Annotated in this window: 12 protein-coding genes; 8 read left to right on the plus strand and 4 right to left on the minus strand. The window is 48.9% G+C overall.

All coding sequences use genetic code 11. From position 1 onward, the window contains the following. The first annotated feature begins 27 nt into the window (after positions 1-27). The 5 genes from ACT3R7_RS02870 to ACT3R7_RS02890 all read left to right on the plus strand — a co-directional run bounded on the left by ACT3R7_RS02870 (position 28) and on the right by ACT3R7_RS02890 (position 3,188). The gene (locus ACT3R7_RS02870; protein ID WP_496198784.1) at positions 28-996 is read left to right on the plus strand and encodes a DUF932 domain-containing protein; all 969 of its coding nucleotides are present in this window, start codon (positions 28-30) and stop codon (positions 994-996) included. Between the two features lie 120 nt (positions 997-1,116). Continuing rightward, positions 1,117-1,287: a hypothetical protein gene (locus ACT3R7_RS02875; RefSeq protein WP_496198785.1), complete on the plus strand. Its 171-nt coding sequence runs from the start codon at positions 1,117-1,119 to the stop codon at positions 1,285-1,287. Between the two features lie 23 nt (positions 1,288-1,310). Further along, complete coding sequence (locus ACT3R7_RS02880) at positions 1,311-2,066, plus strand: ERF family protein (protein WP_496198786.1); 756 nt, start codon at positions 1,311-1,313, stop codon at positions 2,064-2,066. Positions 2,067-2,099: 33 nt separating this feature from the next. After that, positions 2,100-2,711: a lambda exonuclease family protein gene (locus ACT3R7_RS02885; protein WP_496198787.1), complete on the plus strand. Its 612-nt coding sequence runs from the start codon at positions 2,100-2,102 to the stop codon at positions 2,709-2,711. Between the two features lie 381 nt (positions 2,712-3,092). After that, positions 3,093-3,188, plus strand: coding sequence for a JAB domain-containing protein (locus ACT3R7_RS02890; RefSeq protein ID WP_496198829.1), 96 nt, complete (start codon positions 3,093-3,095; stop codon positions 3,186-3,188). Between the two features lie 270 nt (positions 3,189-3,458). Here the strand turns inward: ACT3R7_RS02890 and ACT3R7_RS02895 are convergent, their stop codons facing one another. From ACT3R7_RS02895 to ACT3R7_RS02905, 3 genes are read right to left on the minus strand one after another with little or no spacing between them, the layout of a single operon-like run. Next, positions 3,459-6,140: a TnsA endonuclease N-terminal domain-containing protein gene (locus ACT3R7_RS02895; RefSeq protein WP_496198788.1), complete on the minus strand. Its 2,682-nt coding sequence runs from the start codon at positions 6,138-6,140 to the stop codon at positions 3,459-3,461. Beyond that, complete coding sequence (locus tag ACT3R7_RS02900; protein WP_496198789.1) at positions 6,133-7,953, minus strand: DNA methyltransferase; 1,821 nt, start codon at positions 7,951-7,953, stop codon at positions 6,133-6,135. The genes ACT3R7_RS02895 and ACT3R7_RS02900 overlap by 8 nt, the downstream gene beginning before the upstream one ends. A gap of 1 nt (position 7,954) precedes the next feature. Further along, positions 7,955-10,855 carry an ATP-dependent DNA helicase gene (locus tag ACT3R7_RS02905; RefSeq protein ID WP_496198790.1) on the minus strand — a complete coding sequence of 967 codons (2,901 nt, stop codon included), beginning with the start codon at positions 10,853-10,855 and terminating at the stop codon, positions 7,955-7,957. Positions 10,856-11,074: 219 nt separating this feature from the next. On the opposite strand from ACT3R7_RS02905, the gene ACT3R7_RS02910 reads away from it, so the two are divergent. The 3 genes from ACT3R7_RS02910 (at position 11,075) to ACT3R7_RS02920 (ending at position 16,853) form a co-directional block, all read left to right on the plus strand. Beyond that, positions 11,075-14,326 (plus strand): DUF3883 domain-containing protein, encoded by a 3,252-nt coding sequence (locus ACT3R7_RS02910; RefSeq protein ID WP_496198791.1) that lies wholly within the window; start codon positions 11,075-11,077, stop codon positions 14,324-14,326. A 233-nt stretch (positions 14,327-14,559) separates the two neighbouring features. Further along, entirely contained in the window at positions 14,560-15,411 is an 852-nt protein-coding gene (locus ACT3R7_RS02915; protein WP_496198792.1) for a hypothetical protein, read from the plus strand. 29 nt (positions 15,412-15,440) lie between these two features. Beyond that, on the plus strand, positions 15,441-16,853 hold the full coding sequence (locus ACT3R7_RS02920) for a hypothetical protein (protein WP_496198793.1): 1,413 nt from the start codon (positions 15,441-15,443) through the stop codon (positions 16,851-16,853). Positions 16,854-17,161: 308 nt separating this feature from the next. Here the strand turns inward: ACT3R7_RS02920 and ACT3R7_RS02925 are convergent, their stop codons facing one another. Continuing rightward, positions 17,162-17,821, minus strand: a complete 660-nt coding sequence (locus ACT3R7_RS02925; protein WP_496198794.1) for an inovirus Gp2 family protein — start codon at positions 17,819-17,821, stop codon at positions 17,162-17,164. Positions 17,822-18,078: the final 257 nt, after the last annotated feature.

The following is an 18,078-nucleotide window of genomic DNA, read 5'->3' on the forward strand; positions in this document are numbered from 1 at the left end:
CGCTTTTTTATGTCTGGAGAATGACCCATGGCACATCTCGTTGAAAAAATGGCCTACGTTGGCGATACCCCTTGGCATGGCTTGGGACAGCAACTGTCTCGTCAACAGCCGCTAGAGGTCTGGCAGCAACAGGCCGGTATGAACTGGCATATTAAAGAAGCGCCGGTGCGTTTTATTGCTGAAGGGGCCAGCCACCTCGGCAGCATTCACTCCTTTCCTGAACAGAAGGTGCTCTACCGCTCAGATACCAAGGCCCCGCTGTCAGTGGTGTCACAGCGTTATAAGGTGGTGCAGCCTGAAGAGATTCTGGAGTTCTACCGGGATCTGACAGAGTACGCTGGGTATGAGCTGGAAACGGCGGGCGTGCTTAAGGGCGGGCGTAAGTTCTGGGCCTTGGCCCGCAGTGGCTTAAGCACCTCGCTGAAAGGCCAGGATGAGGTCAACGACTACCTACTGTTGGCCACCTCCTGCGATGGAACCCTCGCCACCATGGCCATCCCGACCACGGTGCGCGTAGTGTGCAATAACACGCTGCAGATTGCCGTCGATGGTACATCCCAAGCAGTGAAGGTGGCCCACCGGTCGGAGTTTGATCCTCGTGCGGTAAAAAGCCAACTGGGCATTTCGGTCTCACAATGGAATGACTTCATGTACCGCATGAAGGCATTAGCGGGATGCAAGATAGATCACCGAGAGGCACAGCAGTATTTTCAGTCGGTTCTCTGCGGTATCGATAAGCCGTTAGATGACCCTTCCAAGCTGCCCAATTATCGGGCACTCAACAAGGTGCAGAAGCTTTACCACGGTGAAGGCCGCGGTTCCCACCTCGACACTGCCAAAGACACCGCCTGGGGCTTGCTCAATGCGGTCACCGAGTACGTGGATCACGACAAGCGGGCGCGTAGCAACGATACCCGCCTGGATTCAGCGTGGTTTGGCCAAGGGGCTCAGCTGAAGCAAGAGGCGTTACAAACAGCCCTTGCACTGGTGAGCTGACATGCTGTTTCTCATCGTTTTAGTGCTGATTTTCCTGTTTTTTGTCTTACCCCTCATTGGATAGCGCGATAAGCCCAGCCCCTAATAGGCTGGGCTTCTGCCTTTTATGTGGAGCCCATCATGGTCTCTCTTAGCCCCGACCTAGATATCGCATTAACCCAGTTGACGGAACGGCTGCTCACCCAGGATCAAACCTATGCAGAGAGCTACGTGATGGCAAAGGGACAGCTGTATCGCGCCGAGCTGTACCTACGCCCCGCCCGCCCCAGTGAGCTTCCCGCCGATTATTAACCCTCTATTGAAGGAGCCTTGTCATGGCAACCAAAACTAATGTGATAAATCACGACTCGCCTGCATCCTCTTTACAAGCCGTTCCTGCAATACCCACCCCTCAACTTGCAGAAAGCACTGCTATCATCCAGGTGATTGAACGTGCCGCGCTCAACCCTGACGTCGATATCGACAAGATGGAGCGCTTGCTACAGATGCAGGAACGGGTCATGGATCGCCAGGCCATGATGGCCTACAGCGCGGCCATGGCGGCGATGCAAACCGAACTACCCAGTATCGAAGAGCGTGGGCAAACCAATAACGGCTGCTACGCCACCTTGGAGGATATCGTCGATACCGTGCGTCCCATTATGCAGAAAAACGGTTTTGCAGTGAGCTTTCGTATTCAGACACAGGAACGCGGTATTGAGGTAACCGGCGTACTGATGCATAAGGATGGTCATCGTGAAGAGACCAGCATGCTACTTCCTGCCGATATAAGCGGCAATAAGAACGTCGTGCAGGCGTTTGGCTCATCCACCAGCTATGGCAAGCGCTATGTACTCTGCGCCCTACTTAACATCACCACCCGGGGCCAGGACGATAACGGCAAGGCCAGCACCAAAGCGAGCATCAAGCTAGTGACACCCTTTCAAGCGGGACAGATCCAGCGGCTGATTAGCCAGTGCCCTGCCACGACCCAGGAGTGGTTCAGCGGTAAGTACGGTTCTGCCGTGCAAGTGCCGTCTAGCGACTTCGACAAGCTACACGCCTCACTTTCTAAGCGGGCGGTTATGTAATCAGCGCATTACCCCTTATGACAGGAGACTTCCATGCAAGTGCTTACTATGGAGCAAGGCTCACCTGAATGGCTGGCAGCGCGGCTAGGTCGCGTCACCATGTCGGAGCTCAAGGCCTTGCTGGTGAAGGGTAAAGGCCCAGGTGGGCTGGGGGCCGGGGCGATTACCTATATGCATCAGTTAATCGGTGAGCGGATAACCGGCGAGCTGGCCGAGCCATTTCAAGGCAATGCCCACACCCGCCGTGGTCATACGCTGGAAGGCGTTGCTCGTGCGCTCTATTGCAAGGCCACCGGCGAACCTACCCCACATGGAGTGGGCATTATTTTCAACCACAACGTGGGTTACTCCCCCGACAGCTTGGTAGGCGCTAACGGTCTGCTGGAGATCAAAACCAAGTTGCCTAAGTTCCAGATAGAGGTGCTACTCAGCGGCGAAATACCTGATGAGCACGTACCCCAGTGCCAGGGAGGGCTATGGGTCAGCGAGCGGGAATGGATCGATTTTGTGAGCTATTGGCCAGGCATGCCGCTGTTTATCAAGCGCGCCTACCGCGACGACATCATGATCCGTACTATTGCTGAGCGAGTTGCGGCTTTTCATGAAGAAATGGAGCGGCGTATCAGCCAAGTGATGGCTGCGTGAGACAATCTATTAACCATGTACATTACCCAAAATCTAAGTCATAGATGCCGGGGCTACCACTCCGGCATTTTTTTGGAGGTAAACATAGCTCATTCCCAACTTAAGGGCGGTAAAGTGTCGGGCACATAACCCATGAAATCACCGGTCACTGAAACCGATACCATCGCCATGGCTAAGCGCGGCGTAAAGGCCGCGATAGTACTCACCCTCGCAGGCCTCCGAGCATTTGCAGCTTCTACTGCGCACTATAAATACGAAGTGTTAATTGTGCGCTTTTTCTCGATAGCCAGCACCGCGTTATCCGCTTTGAAAAGCTGTTCCGAGGTATCATCAATTCCGCCAGTCTCTACCTGGAATTAGACTTGAGCCTACAACGCGGCTATCGTTAATCTCGCTCACAACCATCCTAGCGGCGACCCCGAACCTCGCGACGCTGACTGGCGTATTACCGAGCGCCTGAAAGAATACATGGGTTAAAGGATATAAGAATGATTGGTCATATGGTGGTGGGCAGCGAAGGATGACGTACTGCGCGGAGCTTGTATATATCTAAGTACGTTACAACATTGGTGCTGCCCGAGAAGGCAGCACCAATGTTGTTAGTGTAGCTTTCTTTTTTGCTTAGCTATCGCTAAGCAAAATTATTATTCCTGATAGGCAAGGCCATGGCGAATTTCGGTTCGCCAGCCTAGCGGTAGAAAATCGTATTATCTTCAATCGGTTTGGCAATTCCCGTATATACCTTTCCTACAACAGCATTCTGAAATGCCTTTTGTCTGCATCCGATGATTTGAGAATACGGTACTCCATGCCGCTCGCTACTGCGATTTGCTGGGCGAAGTCCTTTTTGGCCTGTACCACGGTATCCTCGATCTGATTGTCGGCTTTCACCTCGACAATGACATACTTTAGGCTGCCATCCTGCTCTTCACGCTGGAAAATAAAGTCAGGGTAGTAGCTACGCACGGTTCGTGAATCTGGGTCGATGTACTGAATGAAGAAAGCTGACTGTCCGTGGGTCAACATCCCGGTAAAGTAGATTTTCTTCACTCGATGCTCACGAAGCAGATCCCAGAACAGCCACCTTTCTGAGCCGGAATCGAAGCAGTAGGTATCAAGATGGAAGCTCTTGGCGCGCTCCTCTTCATTTATATTCACGTCGTTCATTCGAACAATCTTGTCCGCCGCCGCCGACACCTCGTAGTAACCGTTCGGAGGCAGCTTGATCAGATCGACCTCATGCTCCTCAGTTTGTTGCGACTCATCAAGGTCATAAAGCTCCCGGAACAAGCGTGGGATGATCTCGTCGTAGAGTAGCTCGTTAAACTCGTTGGCAATAGCCACTAGTTCATTGGTGCCTTCCTTTGTCGAGTCGAGTAGCTCCTCAATCTCCAGTGGGCTTCGGTTTAGATAGCGCGACACCTCGGCCACCAGCGTCATGCGTGAGAAAGCACGCTTCTCGCGGTGAGAAGTCAGATCAAAGGTTCGGCTGACCGAAGCTGTTGCAGCATCAGCGGTAGTCAAGCCGTCTTGTTGAGTTTCGATCAGGCGATACTTTTCTACGAGTGCTTTCCAGCATTCCTGATCTGTCCTGTTAAGGCCTAGCGCCTGACCGTGAGAGAACTGCTTCTCGCGCATCTCGTATTGCTTGCGGACACGCATCAGTTTAATTTTGACAGGCGGTTCTACCACGCGCACTTGCACGTGTTCCTTGTCTTTTCCGGTTTTTTGAAGCTCGTCGGCACTGATACGAAAGTTTTGCTGCAGTTCATCATTTAGCGTGTTTAGGTTAGCGTCCGAGAGAAAGACGTGGCCTGTATGCTGAGCTTCGCCAATGGCTCGTAAACAACGCATTGTTGCTTGCAGCACAAATATTTTGGACTTTGGCTCGCGGAACAGCCCAACGCCAAACAATGAACGGCAGTTCCAACCTTCGCGACCTTTGTTGACCAGCAAGATAAATTGCTTTTCGGACTCAGGGGTGTCCAGCCGATTAAACTCACGAATGTCATCGTCTGTAGTGAGGTTATTGTCGCCCACGTTAACTAAGATGCGTGAGACTGGGATGCCGTGTTTGATTAACGCCTGCTCGACTGCAGGCTTAAGCTCATTGGTTAACTCTTCGATGGTGGTGGCGAAAAAGGCCAACTTGGGTAGCATGCCTTCCGGACGCAACTCACCCGCTTCCTTAAGGAATTTTTCGATAGCGATATCTATAAATTCGATGCTACGAGTATTGGCATAGCCATGAAGTGTTACCTTCTTGAGGTAGCCTTTGTCGATGGCTTCTTTTAAACCATAGGCGTAAACCACCTCCGGTAAAACTTCGCGGCCCACATAGGGGGTGCCGGTGTAGTTGTAGCAGGCCACCACACGTGTACCAGACGCATTTAAACTTGCAGCAAGAAGATCAATTGTGGTGCGGAGACTCGTGTCTGTTGATTTCGCGCCGACTCCCATGTCCTTCGCTAATTTTTTGCCAAATGCATGATGGGCCTCGTCTACAAAGATACCAAGCTGCTCCAATCGGCGGAGCTTTTCGAAGCGCTGGTTGGTGGTCAGTTCACCTTCGTCTTCAGGTTGGGCAAAATTGTAGAGATCGGCGGCTTCAGCATAAACGCCTGTAGCAGTAAGGAGTTCGCCAGCAGCACCGAACAGCTTGTCAGAGTGCGTTTTGACCTTATGTTGGCGCTTGAGAATGATCTTTTGTGTGTTAGAGACAATAATGTTGAAGCGTGAGCGATCCAGCGTATCTAGCGATGTACCCGCTTCCACAAGATAGTGAAAACGGATATTTGTAGTTAAAAAGTTAACGTATTCTGGTGGCACAACGCCTGCGAGGTCAAAAGTTTCAATCTCTCTTAGTGATTGTAGTACCGTCTTGTCCGGGGCAAATACCAGCGAATTGTGGCAGTAGCGAGGATCCTTCGGAAATTTATTCGCCAGCAGGAACTCATAAAAAATACAAGTTGCCATCAGGATAGTTTTTCCTGTGCCCATGGTTAGCGCAAAGATATAGTTCGGGTAGATACGAGAGTTTTTACGCATCTTAGCGAAAACGGCAGTGTACTGTTCCTGTGTGATTTTATCGAACAAATCCACTTGTCCAGCGCTGGCCGATACTACGCCTCCTTCAGTGCGATCTGCAAAGCGCCCTTGTCTCTCGAACCACTGCTGGAATACTTCCTCTATTTTTGCGTTACCGAGGAACTCCTTTAAGAAGATATAAGTCTCTAATGCCTCAAACTGTGGCTGACGCAAAAAAGCCTTCGGATTCCCCTCGGGGTTATTAAAGTCGATGAATTTTCGGGTCAGTTCCTTATAATGCTGTCGGATTACACCACGGTTGGATTGGTAAAACTGCCAGAGAAACTGAAAAAAAGCGAAATCAAGCGATGCACTCGTCGCTTTGGCTGCGCGTTTAGCCATTATTGATGCTCCCTTCCCAAGATTCCGATAGCAAGTCGGTAATCTTAATACGTACTGTTCCAGCATCATTAGGTAACTTATAAACACCCTTTACCTGCTCTTTTTTACCAGGGATATCCACCACTGCTGGCTGCAGCACTGCACCGTCGTAATTCCAATCGATCAGTACTGATTCGGCGAGCTCCTTCCAGTCTTCGACAGACTCTTTTTGTAGAGACAGCTTTTGCAGAAGATTCATGGGATAAAAGCGCTCAATAATCAGCTCACCATTTTTTATGTCAACTTTAGCCTGAGAGTCGCGTTTGAACTCTAGATCAGTTTTGTCACGTAGGATATCCACCACTTCTACATCAATCTTGAAAGGGTTGACAGCATGTGCTAACTGTGCGGCTAAGTCTGGTTCATGCCCCATACAGACAAGAGTGATCCTTTCAACTGCTTGATTCGGGCTTTCATTTTGTATGCTTTGCCAAGATTTGTAATTAAAACCAGAAATTAATTCGTTTAGATCTGCACGCGTAGTAATGCGATTAACAGGCATAATCTTAACCATGCGGCCATCTTTCTCACCATCAAATATACTACTAAACTCGAGTTTTTGTACTTCTAGTGCTTCAATAAGCACTTCTTTAGCCTGTATGGGGTTACGGAATACGTCGTAATTATTTACATTATAAATTTCGAGGCCATAATTTTTTGTCTCAGGATTAATATGTTCGTTTGGGTTGTCAATTAGTCTCTTAGTAGCATGCTGTACTGCTCCTAAGTTAACGTCGGCACCAATGAACCGGCGCCCTAAACGCTTTGCTACAGCTTGTGTAGTGCCAGATCCCATAAAACAATCGAAGACTAGATCATCTTCATTAGAAGATGATTTAATAATACGCTCAAGTAAAGTCTCTGGTTTTTGAGTAGGGTACTTTCCAAATTTTACTTGTCCTGTGTTACCTTTTGCTACATTTGAAGAAATTTCCCACCAGTCCCGTGGGATACCATTATTGATATTAAAGCCTTTTGATTCGTCCTCTGTATCGATAATCGTGCTATCACTCCCTGCAAAGTGTTTGTTGCTAACAAATCCATCCTCATCAGCATAAGCTGACCACCGCTTAATGGTGCTTTCACTCGCAGGAAAATCCTTCTTATCTGGATGAATAGAGTGTTTTGGTGTTCGTGAATAAAAGTAGATCAACTCATGATCACTTCCAAATTTTTTCGGTGATGATCGAAGAGAAGTTTTAAAACACCATACAATTTCGTTTCTGAAATTTTCTTGACCAAACACTTCATCCAAAATACATTTCAAATAATGACCTTTTCCTACATTACAATGTAGGTAGAGAGCACCATCTGGAGATAACAACTCTTTCATAAGAACAATGCGTTCATACATAAACTGAAGATACCCATCATTGTTCCAAATATCCGTATATTGTTTCTCTTCAAACCCGTGATAATCACCTACAGCATTTCCCGATTTTAGATTAACTTTTTTTTTGTAATCAGCCCCTGAGTCAAATGGTGGATCAATATATATAAGATTAACCTTACCACGTAAATCTTTTAGTAAGTGGCTCATTACCTGAAGGTTATCACCCCAAAAAATCTTATTTCGCCACCCATCTACCTCCTCTCCATGAATTTCCTTCAATTGTGCAGGATAGTACTGCGTCGCAGTAAATGGACGCTTACCACGCCAGTTAAGCATCGGGTAGCCCTTAATTGGCTCGAACTCGTACTTCCCAATATCTGTGGTGTTGCCATTTGAAATAGGCAGTTGCAGGCTTTCCTTTGCTTTAGTGGTTTCACTCATTTTAACTATTCCTAAATATCCAATTTTTACTGTCGCAGTAGGCGCGCATGTCGCAGCTCTGGCAAAGCTTGGTGGGGCGTGCTTCGATTTGATAATCCTGCTGTTCAATGCGCGCTACAATGTCGTCGAAGCGTTCGATTGTTTTGCCAATGGAGCGTTCGTCTTTTGTGAAGGAGACGTAAGGGTTACCACCGTCCTCACCGGTATAGTACAAGTGCATCCGGCTGACCTTCTGTCCGGTGCGTTTCTCTACGAGATGGGCGTACACCTCCAGCTGGTTCTGGTACTGGCGTAGGCGTTCTCGATCTTTTTCCATGTCGGGCTTTTTCTCCGACTTAAAGTCAATAATCTCAACCGTATCCTGCTCGCCTCGGATTAAGTCAACGTTTCCTTTCAAGATGTACTGATCTTTGATCAGTGAAATCTCAACTTCAGCTTCCTTTATGCGATCCCAGTGGCCGTTTTCCCTTTCGTAATACCGTAGCACGTGTAGCAGAGCTGCACGTTGGGATCTAGGAGCGAGGTAAACGCGTTCTTTTTTCGACAGCATGCCGTAGTTGGCCGAAAACCAATCTTCGATAGCTTCTTGGTTTATAGTGCTTTCCTCGCCACGCAGTACCGTCTTGTGAATGTCCTCAATGGTTTGATGTACCAGCGAACCAAACAGCATTGGGCTCTCGCGGACAGGCGCAAACTCCAGCTCCTTGAAGAAGCGATATTGTTCGGCGCAATTCTGAAAGACAGTGATGTGCGAGGTGAAGGAATATTCCCGTTTAAGATTGATTTTCTTAACTGCCTCGAAAGTCAGTTCCGACAAGTCAACGTCACGCCAGCTCGGCAGCTCGTAGAAAAGGCGATCAAAGTATTTTGATGGTGATCTACCGCGTCCTTGTTTCTCCTCTGCGGAGAGTACCAACAGGTTTTGGGCACGCGAAAATGCGGTGTAGAACAGCCGCCAGAAGTCGAAGTTTTTGATGTGCTCAAAGGGTTCGAAGGTAGGCTTAGATAAATAGCCGCCATCTTCAAGCAACACATCTAATGCTCCATACTGCTTTCGCGGTACCGCCTCAAGCGAGCCGCATACTACGACCGGAAATTCTAGCCCCTTGGACTGGTGGATGGTCAGAAAGGACAAGCAGCCACTGGGTGCATATTCTGCATCGTCCTCGTACTCGCCAATACCACCATCTACCAGGAAACGCAGGAATTGGTTGAACAGGTCACGAATGTTCTTTTCTAAAAAGTCTGGGTTTAACACGCTCACATAGTGCAGATACTCGAATTTAGTGAGCAACGTGGAGAAGGATCCGAGGTTTCTTGCCGCACGGCCCTTATCTATGCCTTGCATGGCTTCATTGGAAAGGAAGCCAGAGAACAGTGGAAATTGTAGCAGTTGGTAGAATAGACCTGAGAAAGCGTAATCGGTGTTTTGAGCTAGTACAGCGTGGCGCTTGGCTAATGGGCGTGCCCAATCCAGTAATGGCTTGTTCTCTGGTTTACGCAGCGCATCGGTGAACGGTTTGAAGCACTGGAGGTCGTAATAATCCCAGATGGGTAGCTTGACGCCTTCTGCCCACTCGCGCACCTTGGGGAACTGCGGGAATAAGAAGATCAGCGCGCCGATCATTAGGCGGATTTCTTCGCGCTCGAAGAACATGTTTGAGCGGGGTGAGTACACAGGGATGCCTGCGGCTTCGAGGAAGCGCGCTAGCGCGAGCACCTTGTCGTTCTTAACCGAGCGGAACAGGAAAGCAACTTGGTTCCAGTCCGACAGCTGGCCCGATGATTTCAGACTGTTTAGGAAGGCCAAAACCTCAGCATGCCAATTGTTTACGTCGCTGGAGGCGAGCCGCACCGCTGTGGTCAGATTGGGGAAATTACTTTCGCGCGGCACAATTTGCTTGGCAAATCGGTACATATGCGTCCCATCTTCCCATATCTGTTCTCGCATCCACTCGTTATAGAAGCGAATGATGTCCGGGTGCGAGCGGTAGTTGACCGAGAGCGTGATGTTCTTGCACTGGCCTTTGGAGAATTGAGAAGGGAACTCCAGAATGTTGCGAATGGTCGCTCCACGAAAGCGATACAAGCCCTGATCATCATCGCCTACCACACAGAGATTGTGATGCTTACCTGCCAGCATTAAGAGAATGCGCTCTTGAATGGTGTTGGTGTCTTGATACTCATCCACCATCAGGTAAGTCAGCTTTCCGCGAAGTTGTTCCAATGCCTCAGGGCAATTCTCCAGCAGTTTCAGAGCCTCGTACTGGATGCCAGAGAAATCTAGCGAGTTGTTCTCTTGCAATAATTCCTGATACTTGGCGAAGCACTCAGCTAGCGCACTAATTTCCGCCTCGGGGGCTGCTGACAGCATGGTGATGTCTATGGCTTCCTCGCTGACCTTATTGAGCCACTTGAGCAGGTTTTCTGACTGTTTCCAGCGACCAGACTGATCTTCGCCTATGACGAGCTGGGAATTTGGTACATCGCGGAAGTCCTTGATGCGCTGGTAGAGGAAATATTGCTGGTCGAATTGATCGAATAGGGTGAAGTTGCGCTTAAGCCGTGTGAACTCGCGGTAGTCCTCCAGGATACGTAGGCAAATGGAGTGGAAGGTCCCGAGGTACATCTCATTTAGGTTAAATTGGATGTCTAGTTCTGCCAACCGATTAGAAATACGGGTGGTCAACTCACGTGCGGCTTTGTCGGTGAAAGTTACGACCAGCAACGACTCTGGGTCGATCCCATTGTGGATAATAAGGTAGACAATCCGCTCAACCAGCGTAAAGGTCTTTCCCGAGCCAGGCCCCGCGATAATAAGGACTGGGCCATCTGTTGTATGAATGGCCTCTAGCTGCTGAGAATTGGCCTTAGAGTGCAATTCGGTCGCAATAGTTGTCATTTCTTCCCCATACTCCTAATTGCTACCGTCTAGCCTATGGCAATTCACACTAGCAATGACCTAGTAATTTAAGCATCTTGTTAACTGACCACTCATTACCTATCTGGTGATCAGGATATTATTTATTTGATGTTTACATCTTGTCATAAGACAGATCGATTGGGCAGGCTGAAGTAAAATTGGCACTTCTTTAAATGTTGGGTCAATGAGGTAAAGGCTGTGACTTCGAATTATGAGGGGATTTGCGAGGAAAACCGGCGGCGCTATGGAACTGAAGGTGCTCAGAAATCTGGTGGACTTGCTGCGGGACTTTACGACGACCGCACGCACTTTATCTTTGAGCTTCTGCAAAATGCTGAAGATGCTCTTAAAAAACGCGGCAACTGGCTAGGGCCTCGTAAGGTCAATTTTTCCTTGTCCCCAGCTCGACTGACGATTTCTCACTTTGGCAAGCCATTTGATGAAGCTGACGTGCGAAGCGTCTGCGATATTGCTGAAAGCACAAAGAACGAATCCTCAATTGGACGCTTTGGACTCGGCTTTAAGTCTGTTTATACCATCACCGACTTTCCGGAAATTCACTCAGGCATCGAGAATTTTTACATTGAAGATTATGTCTTCCCCAAGCAGGCGAACCTAAAGTCACGCGAGCCTGACGAAACTCAAATCATCTTGCCCCTGCGGTCTGAAGACAAGGCCGCAGTACTGGATATCACGGAAGGGTTCCGGCACTTGGGGCGTGGTGCTTTACTGTTTCTTCGAAATATCGACGAGATAAACTGGAGCGTTGAAGGGGGGGGCTCAGGGTTTTATGTGCGTAATAGCCTAGAACCGCTCGGTCTGAATGCCCATCGCATTACAATTCTTGGTCAAGAGGATGGCCGCCCTGAAATCGATCAGAACTGGCTGGTATTTCACCGTGATGTTTTCAAAGACGAAAGGCAGAATGCTGGGCGTGTAGAGATCGCCTTTGCACTGGCTGAAGCTAAGGGCAAACCTGGGTGTTGGGAAGTAAAATCGCTGTCACACTCGCCAATGGTAGTTTTCTTTCCAACCGTTGTTGAAAGCCATCTAGGCTTTCTCACACAGGGGCCTTACCGCACGACGCCTAGCCGAGACAACATTCCTCCCAGCGATCCATGGAATCAGCACCTAGTTAAAGAGACTTCTAGTCTGCTAATAGAGGCGATGCGCTGGATGCGAGACAACCAGATGCTGGATGCTTCGACACTGCTTTGCCTGCCTCTTGATCCTGAAAAATTCCCCAATGGATCGCGATTCGCTCCAATGTTTGAATCCGTGCGGCGGGCATTTCAGGATGAAGCGCTGTTACCAGCCCTTCCCAGTGGCTATGTCACTGCTAATCAGGCAAAACTGGCTCGTACACAGGAACTGCGAGAGTTGCTCAGTTCAAAGCAAGTTGAAGATTTGTTTGATTTGAAAACCGCCGCTTGGCTCTCTAGCGACATCACCCAGGACAAGACACCAGGTTTGCGGCACTACCTAATACGAGAGCTCGGTATTGAAGAAATCACACCCGCAAAACTTATTTCTGGCCTGACCAAATCATTTCTTGAAGCCCAGAGCGACGAATGGGTGTTGCGTCTGTACAAATTCTTAAGTGGGCAGGAATCCGCCCTACGTCGCCGTTTAGACTCAATTCCTTTGATCCGCCTGGAGGACGGTACACACGTTGTCGCTCACGAGAACGGCGAGGCAAAAGCTTTTTTACCAAGCACATTCGCAACAGGGTTCCCAACTGTACGCCGAGAAGTGTGTGCAACCTCAGATTCAAGAGCCTTCTTGAGCTCGTTGAAAATTTCCGAGCCTGATCCAGTGGATGATGTCATCCAAAATATTTTGCCAAAGTACCGGCAGAAGGAAGTGGATGTTGGTGGAGATGCCTATGCAGCTGACATCGAACGCATCCGCGCTGCGTTCAGCACCGACTCGACAGCGCAGAGGGAAAAGCTCCGATCCGCTTTGCGTGACACCACCTTTGTGATGGTGGTGAATACCGGTAACGGCAAAAAAAGTATTGCCAAGCCCTGTGACGTTTACATAGCAACTGATCGATTGAAGCAGCTTTTTGCGTGTATTGAAGATGTGCTCATAGTAAATAACGAGTATGAGTGTCTGCGTGGCGAGGTTATTCGCGACTTGCTTATAGCTTGCGGGGCAAGCCGTTATCTAAGCCTTGAACCCACCCTATCCTGGCTAAGTTCTACTGAAAAAGCACAGATTCGCAAAGATGCTGGCCTTGAGCGAGCAAGTTGGGATGATCCACCAGAAGACTTCACACTTCGCGGGCTGGTACAGCTATTAAAGCTTATGCCCAACTTAGAAGCCGCCGAAGCAAAAATCAGGGCTGGTTTGCTGTGGGACGCACTTGGTGATCTGGAGGGGCGTGGAACAGTATTTTTCTCGGGGAGTTATAAATGGGGTTATTCTCGCCAGACAAAAGTTGCCCGATTCGAAGCATCTTTTGTTCGTATGCTGAATCAAGTTGCTTGGGTGCCACATGCTCACGGTAAGCTAGTTCCTCCTGAGCTGGTGGAGTTCGAAACTCTTGGCTGGAAGCCTAGCTCTTTCCTATTGACTAACATCGCCTTCAAACCACCTATTCTTAATCAGTTGGCTAAAGAGGCGGGCATCGATCCAGCAGCGATTGATCTGCTCCGCAAACTCGGCATCACCAATGTGGATGATCTGACTACCCGACTAGGGATCGCCAATCCACCACATAAACAGGAATCATCGACAGCTTCCGAGCCGGAGTTCGAAGTGCCATCCGACTATAATGTGTATGACGATGCAAAAGAGCTGTATGGGGATGACATGCCAGACATCCCACCCGGCACTCCAGATCCAGAAGCCAGCGATAGTGCCCGCAGTTCTGCTGGGCATAGCGTCCAAGGTCGTGTTGGAACCGGGATGTCGCGCAGTGACAAACAAAGCGGTGCCAGTGGCCATAATCATTCAGGTGGTAATGGTGCTGGTCAGGGAGTTAGGGCACCGGGTTATGCAGGTGGAAGGCCATTTATCTCATACGTAGGCGTTCACCCTGAAAACGAAAACGCAGATCCTGATGCTCTCAATCAAGCAGAGCGGATGAAGATCGAAGAAAGTGCAATTAATCTGATTCTTACTTATGAGCCGGTACTACGTCGCACGCCTGAAGGTAATCCGGGTTTCGATCTTTACGAAGTTGATACCAATGGTGAGCATACTCGGTGGGTCGAAGTGAAGTCGATGACGGGTTGCCTGGACGACCGCCCGGTTGGGCTCTCTCATGCACAATTTGACTGCGCACGAGAGAAAGGTAATTCGTACTGGCTGTACGTGGTCGAGTATGCATCCGACCCGGCACGAGCGTGCTTACTCAGAATCCAAAATCCTGCCGGTTATGCTAGAACATTCACATTTGACCGAGGTTGGCGCGAAGTTGCCCGGACGGAAATTACACAGTAATTGCAAGGTCATTATGGTGTTGAGTTTATCGACTTTAACTAGCATATTCTTAAGTTTTCGGCAGCTATAGCTACTCTTGGCTTCTTCTTTTAAGGGGGTAAAGTCTCAAATAAATTAGCCGATAAGATGATGGTGAGCCGTTGAGTCTGTATACGAGCGGCTTATTGCATCCAACCATATGGCTAAGCTATCGCGGCGCCCTGGGCCTGCCGCATATTAATTGGAAAACTTTCATGCTTAATCGATCTCTCCGAAAAGATGCCGTTTCGGCATTACAAGATACCCATCAGCGTTATGAGGCTCGCGCCGTTGAGGTAACCAAAGCTGCCGAAATACTAATGGCAACGCGACAGCGGTGTAGTCAGCAGGTAGTAGGAGAGGTTGAAACCTATATTAATGGTCTTGCCAATTCACCCAAAGAGTTTGATCGGAGCTACGCGGAGTTTAAGGCAGAATATCGATCTTTTAATAAGCTGCTACATGAGCTAAAAGTTGAGGCTGGAAAAATCGATATCCGCATGGGTAGTAGCGCTGCAGCAGGTATTAGCGCTGGTGTAGGTACCGCTGCCTTTGCACCGACTGCTGCTATAGCGATCGCTACAACCTTCGGTACAGCCTCTACGGGGACAGCCATTTCTGCCCTTTCTGGAGCGGCCGCAACTAATGCAGCACTGGCTTGGTTGGGTGGCGGCGCATTAGCTGCGGGTGGGTCAGGTATGGCTGGAGGCTCATTTTTATTGGCCTTAGCTGGTCCTGTTGGTATTGCGATTGGTGTTACTTCACTGGTGGGTAGCGGCTTTTTTGCACGTCGAAATAATCGCAAAGCTGCTGAAGAGTGTGATAACAAACGTAAAGAAATCGAGGTCCTAGATACTGCCCTCAAGACCTCTCTAATTGAAATTGACGAGTTGATTAATGCGACAAAAAAGCACGCTGAAGGTATTGAAAAGCTGTTGGGATGGTTAAAAGCGAACGCGCCGAAGGACTATCAGTCGTTCAATACAGAAGCCAAGGATAAGCTATCTGCTCTTGTAAACCACATTCAGGCGATGTCACCACTGATTAACAAAACAGTGGGGCGGTAATGCCAGCGAAACAGCCACCCAGAGATCACTTGCTCAGTGACCAGTTCAATGCCGTCGGTGTTGAATTTATTAATTCGTCTCGGGCACAGGCGGAGGCGATTGCCTTAAATCTTCAAGACTTAGCTCTGCGTCAAGCCATCAATGCTATCGACTCTGCAAGAAATTTTATTGGTGCACGTGAAAATATTCTAGGAAGCGAGTTAACTAAGCACGGCGAGATTGCCGAGCATGTGGAGGTTTGCGTACGTAACGCCCGATCAGCGGTAAATCAGTCACCAATGACGGCGACAATGGAAGGTGTTGGGCGGCTTGACCCTGCCGATTACCGTATAGACGGTATTGATATTCAATCGAAGTTTTACAACGGTAGCCGTAATACGCTGGATGGCGTACTCGAACATTTAGGAAAGTATAAAGATTTTACGCAAGAGGGAGCTTATTACCATATTCCCAAGGATCAGTTTGATCAAATCCAACGGATAATATCAGGCCAGAACATTGATGACTTGAGTGATAGAACCATTCGTTCGCTTCAAACTAAAGTGGCTGAGATTGAGGTGCTAACAGGACGTCCCTTCAACGAAGTGGTTCGTCCAGGGGTATCCGATTACGCCGAGGTACAGCAAGGTGTGGTCAATGACACGTTGGACAACCACGAATCAGACATTCGGGAAACGAACACTGAACGCGAAGCGAGGATTCACGACGACCACCAAGCGTCTTTTGCTGAAGGGCTAAAAGCGACAGGAATGGCCGCAGGCATTGCTGGTGGCATGGCATTTGGCGCTGCTATCTATGCTAAACACCGCGGAGGTAAAAATGTATTTAAGGGTGACTTCGACGCCAATGATTGGAGAGAAGTTGGGGTTACGACCACGAAAGGGGCATTTGGCGGGGCAGTTGCCGGCGCTTCTATATACACCCTTACAAATTACGCCTCTATGGGAGCGCCTTTCGCTGCTGCAGTGGTCAGTACTGGAAAGGGAGTCGCATCGCTAGTTCACCAATTGAATAAAGGTGACATTGATGCTGACCAATTTGTAGATCTAGGTATGGCTGTATGTTCCGAAGCCGCGATCGTGACACTTGCTACTATGGCTGGCCAAGCTGCAATACCGGTTCCTTTTATTGGAGGGATTGTTGGATCTCTAGCTGGGCGTATGCTTGCTGAATCGATCACTAAGGCTTCCGATGCCGTTAGGAAAAGGCTAGAAGCTGAAATGATTGAGTTTCTTGAGAAGCTCGATGACGTCCATAAGCAATTGCTAGCCGACATCAACGCCGAGTTCGATCATCTGGGGGGGCTGATGGATGCGGCCTTCTCCCTTGAACTGAATATTGGCCTACGCGAAAAGAGCCTTGAGCTGGCAAGAACTCTGGGTGTTCCTGAGCACCAGCTTATTAAAAACGATTCGGATCTCGACAGTTTCATGATGTTGTAGGATGAATCGCAACTAAAAGTCATTTAGCGCTCTTGCAGTGGCGAAAGTGGAGGTCTTTAGTTGCCTTATCATACTTTTAGGGCGACCCCTCTGGAGGGGCCGTCATGTATGTTGATAAATATCTTGTTTGCTACGCTCATAGAAAATGCATATCCGATATGTAACCCATCATCGCCATTCTAGGCTGCTCACCAATTTCTACAAAAAATAGCGGGCCGTCTAGCCTCGTGGGCAAAGTCATTCGCAGTCAACCATCTCAGCTAATCACTGTTGGCAAATGTGGAATGGCAGCTAATAAATAGGATAGCTTAGCTACGACTGGTTCCAAACGCTCGTAAACCTAACCCGTACTGCTTCGTCTCTGCTTTACAAAGATAAGAGGCACGATAGAACGCCTCTTGAAAGCTATTTGGATCATTTTGTTCGATCCAATAGAACGGATGGGCAGGCACGTGTATCCATGGCTCTTGGAGGTTCCAAACCATTCCAAGCGCACTATACCAAGCGCGTGAGATACGGCTGATTAGATTTTCATTGGGGGAGCAGGCTCTGCCTGGCATGTGGTAGGCGTCACGGTTAAGTAGGAGCAGGAAATGGTAGTGGGGTTTACCGTTATTACCGACTTCCCGGCTCCATACGTATCGCACTTTGGTATCTGGTACCCAGCCATTCTGACGCTTCCGTTCTCGGTCATGTTTGATGATAGCCTTCAAGGAGGCGATGAACCTTGCGATAAGGCTTCGATGGTCTTCTATCGTCATTCTGTCGCTTATCTCCGTAGGGATTTTCGGCTCAATTCGAAAGGCCATAACCCGTGGGTAGTCACTCAGTGCTTTGTGCATCGTATCGTAAAGGGCCTGAAGGTATTCACTGGCCATAGGAAGATATTTTTCTTGAATTCTTAGCCCGTTGAACGTGGAGTTATAGAGTAAGTGTAGGTTAGCGTTTGATGAGTGTAGTGGTAGCATCTTAGGCTCCTTGATAGGTGTGATTACCCAGCCTTTCTGCGGCATGGGCATTTATGACAGGCACGACGAATTCTCCAGCGGTTGCTGGATTCAAAACGTTGGTGGTATATCGGTTATTAGTCCTTCGGTGGCTACTTAGGTACGGGGCGTGAGGCCCCTCAACAATCCCTTACTCGTAGCTATATTAATAATAATTAAACAGGGGTCTAAAAGGCAGGATTAATGATCGTCAATCTAGCTGTTATGCGGGGTGGCTG

This window comes from Halomonas sp. AOP43-A1-21 (assembly GCF_052376775.1).
Taxonomy (GTDB): Bacteria; Pseudomonadota; Gammaproteobacteria; order Pseudomonadales; family Halomonadaceae; genus Vreelandella; species Vreelandella colorata.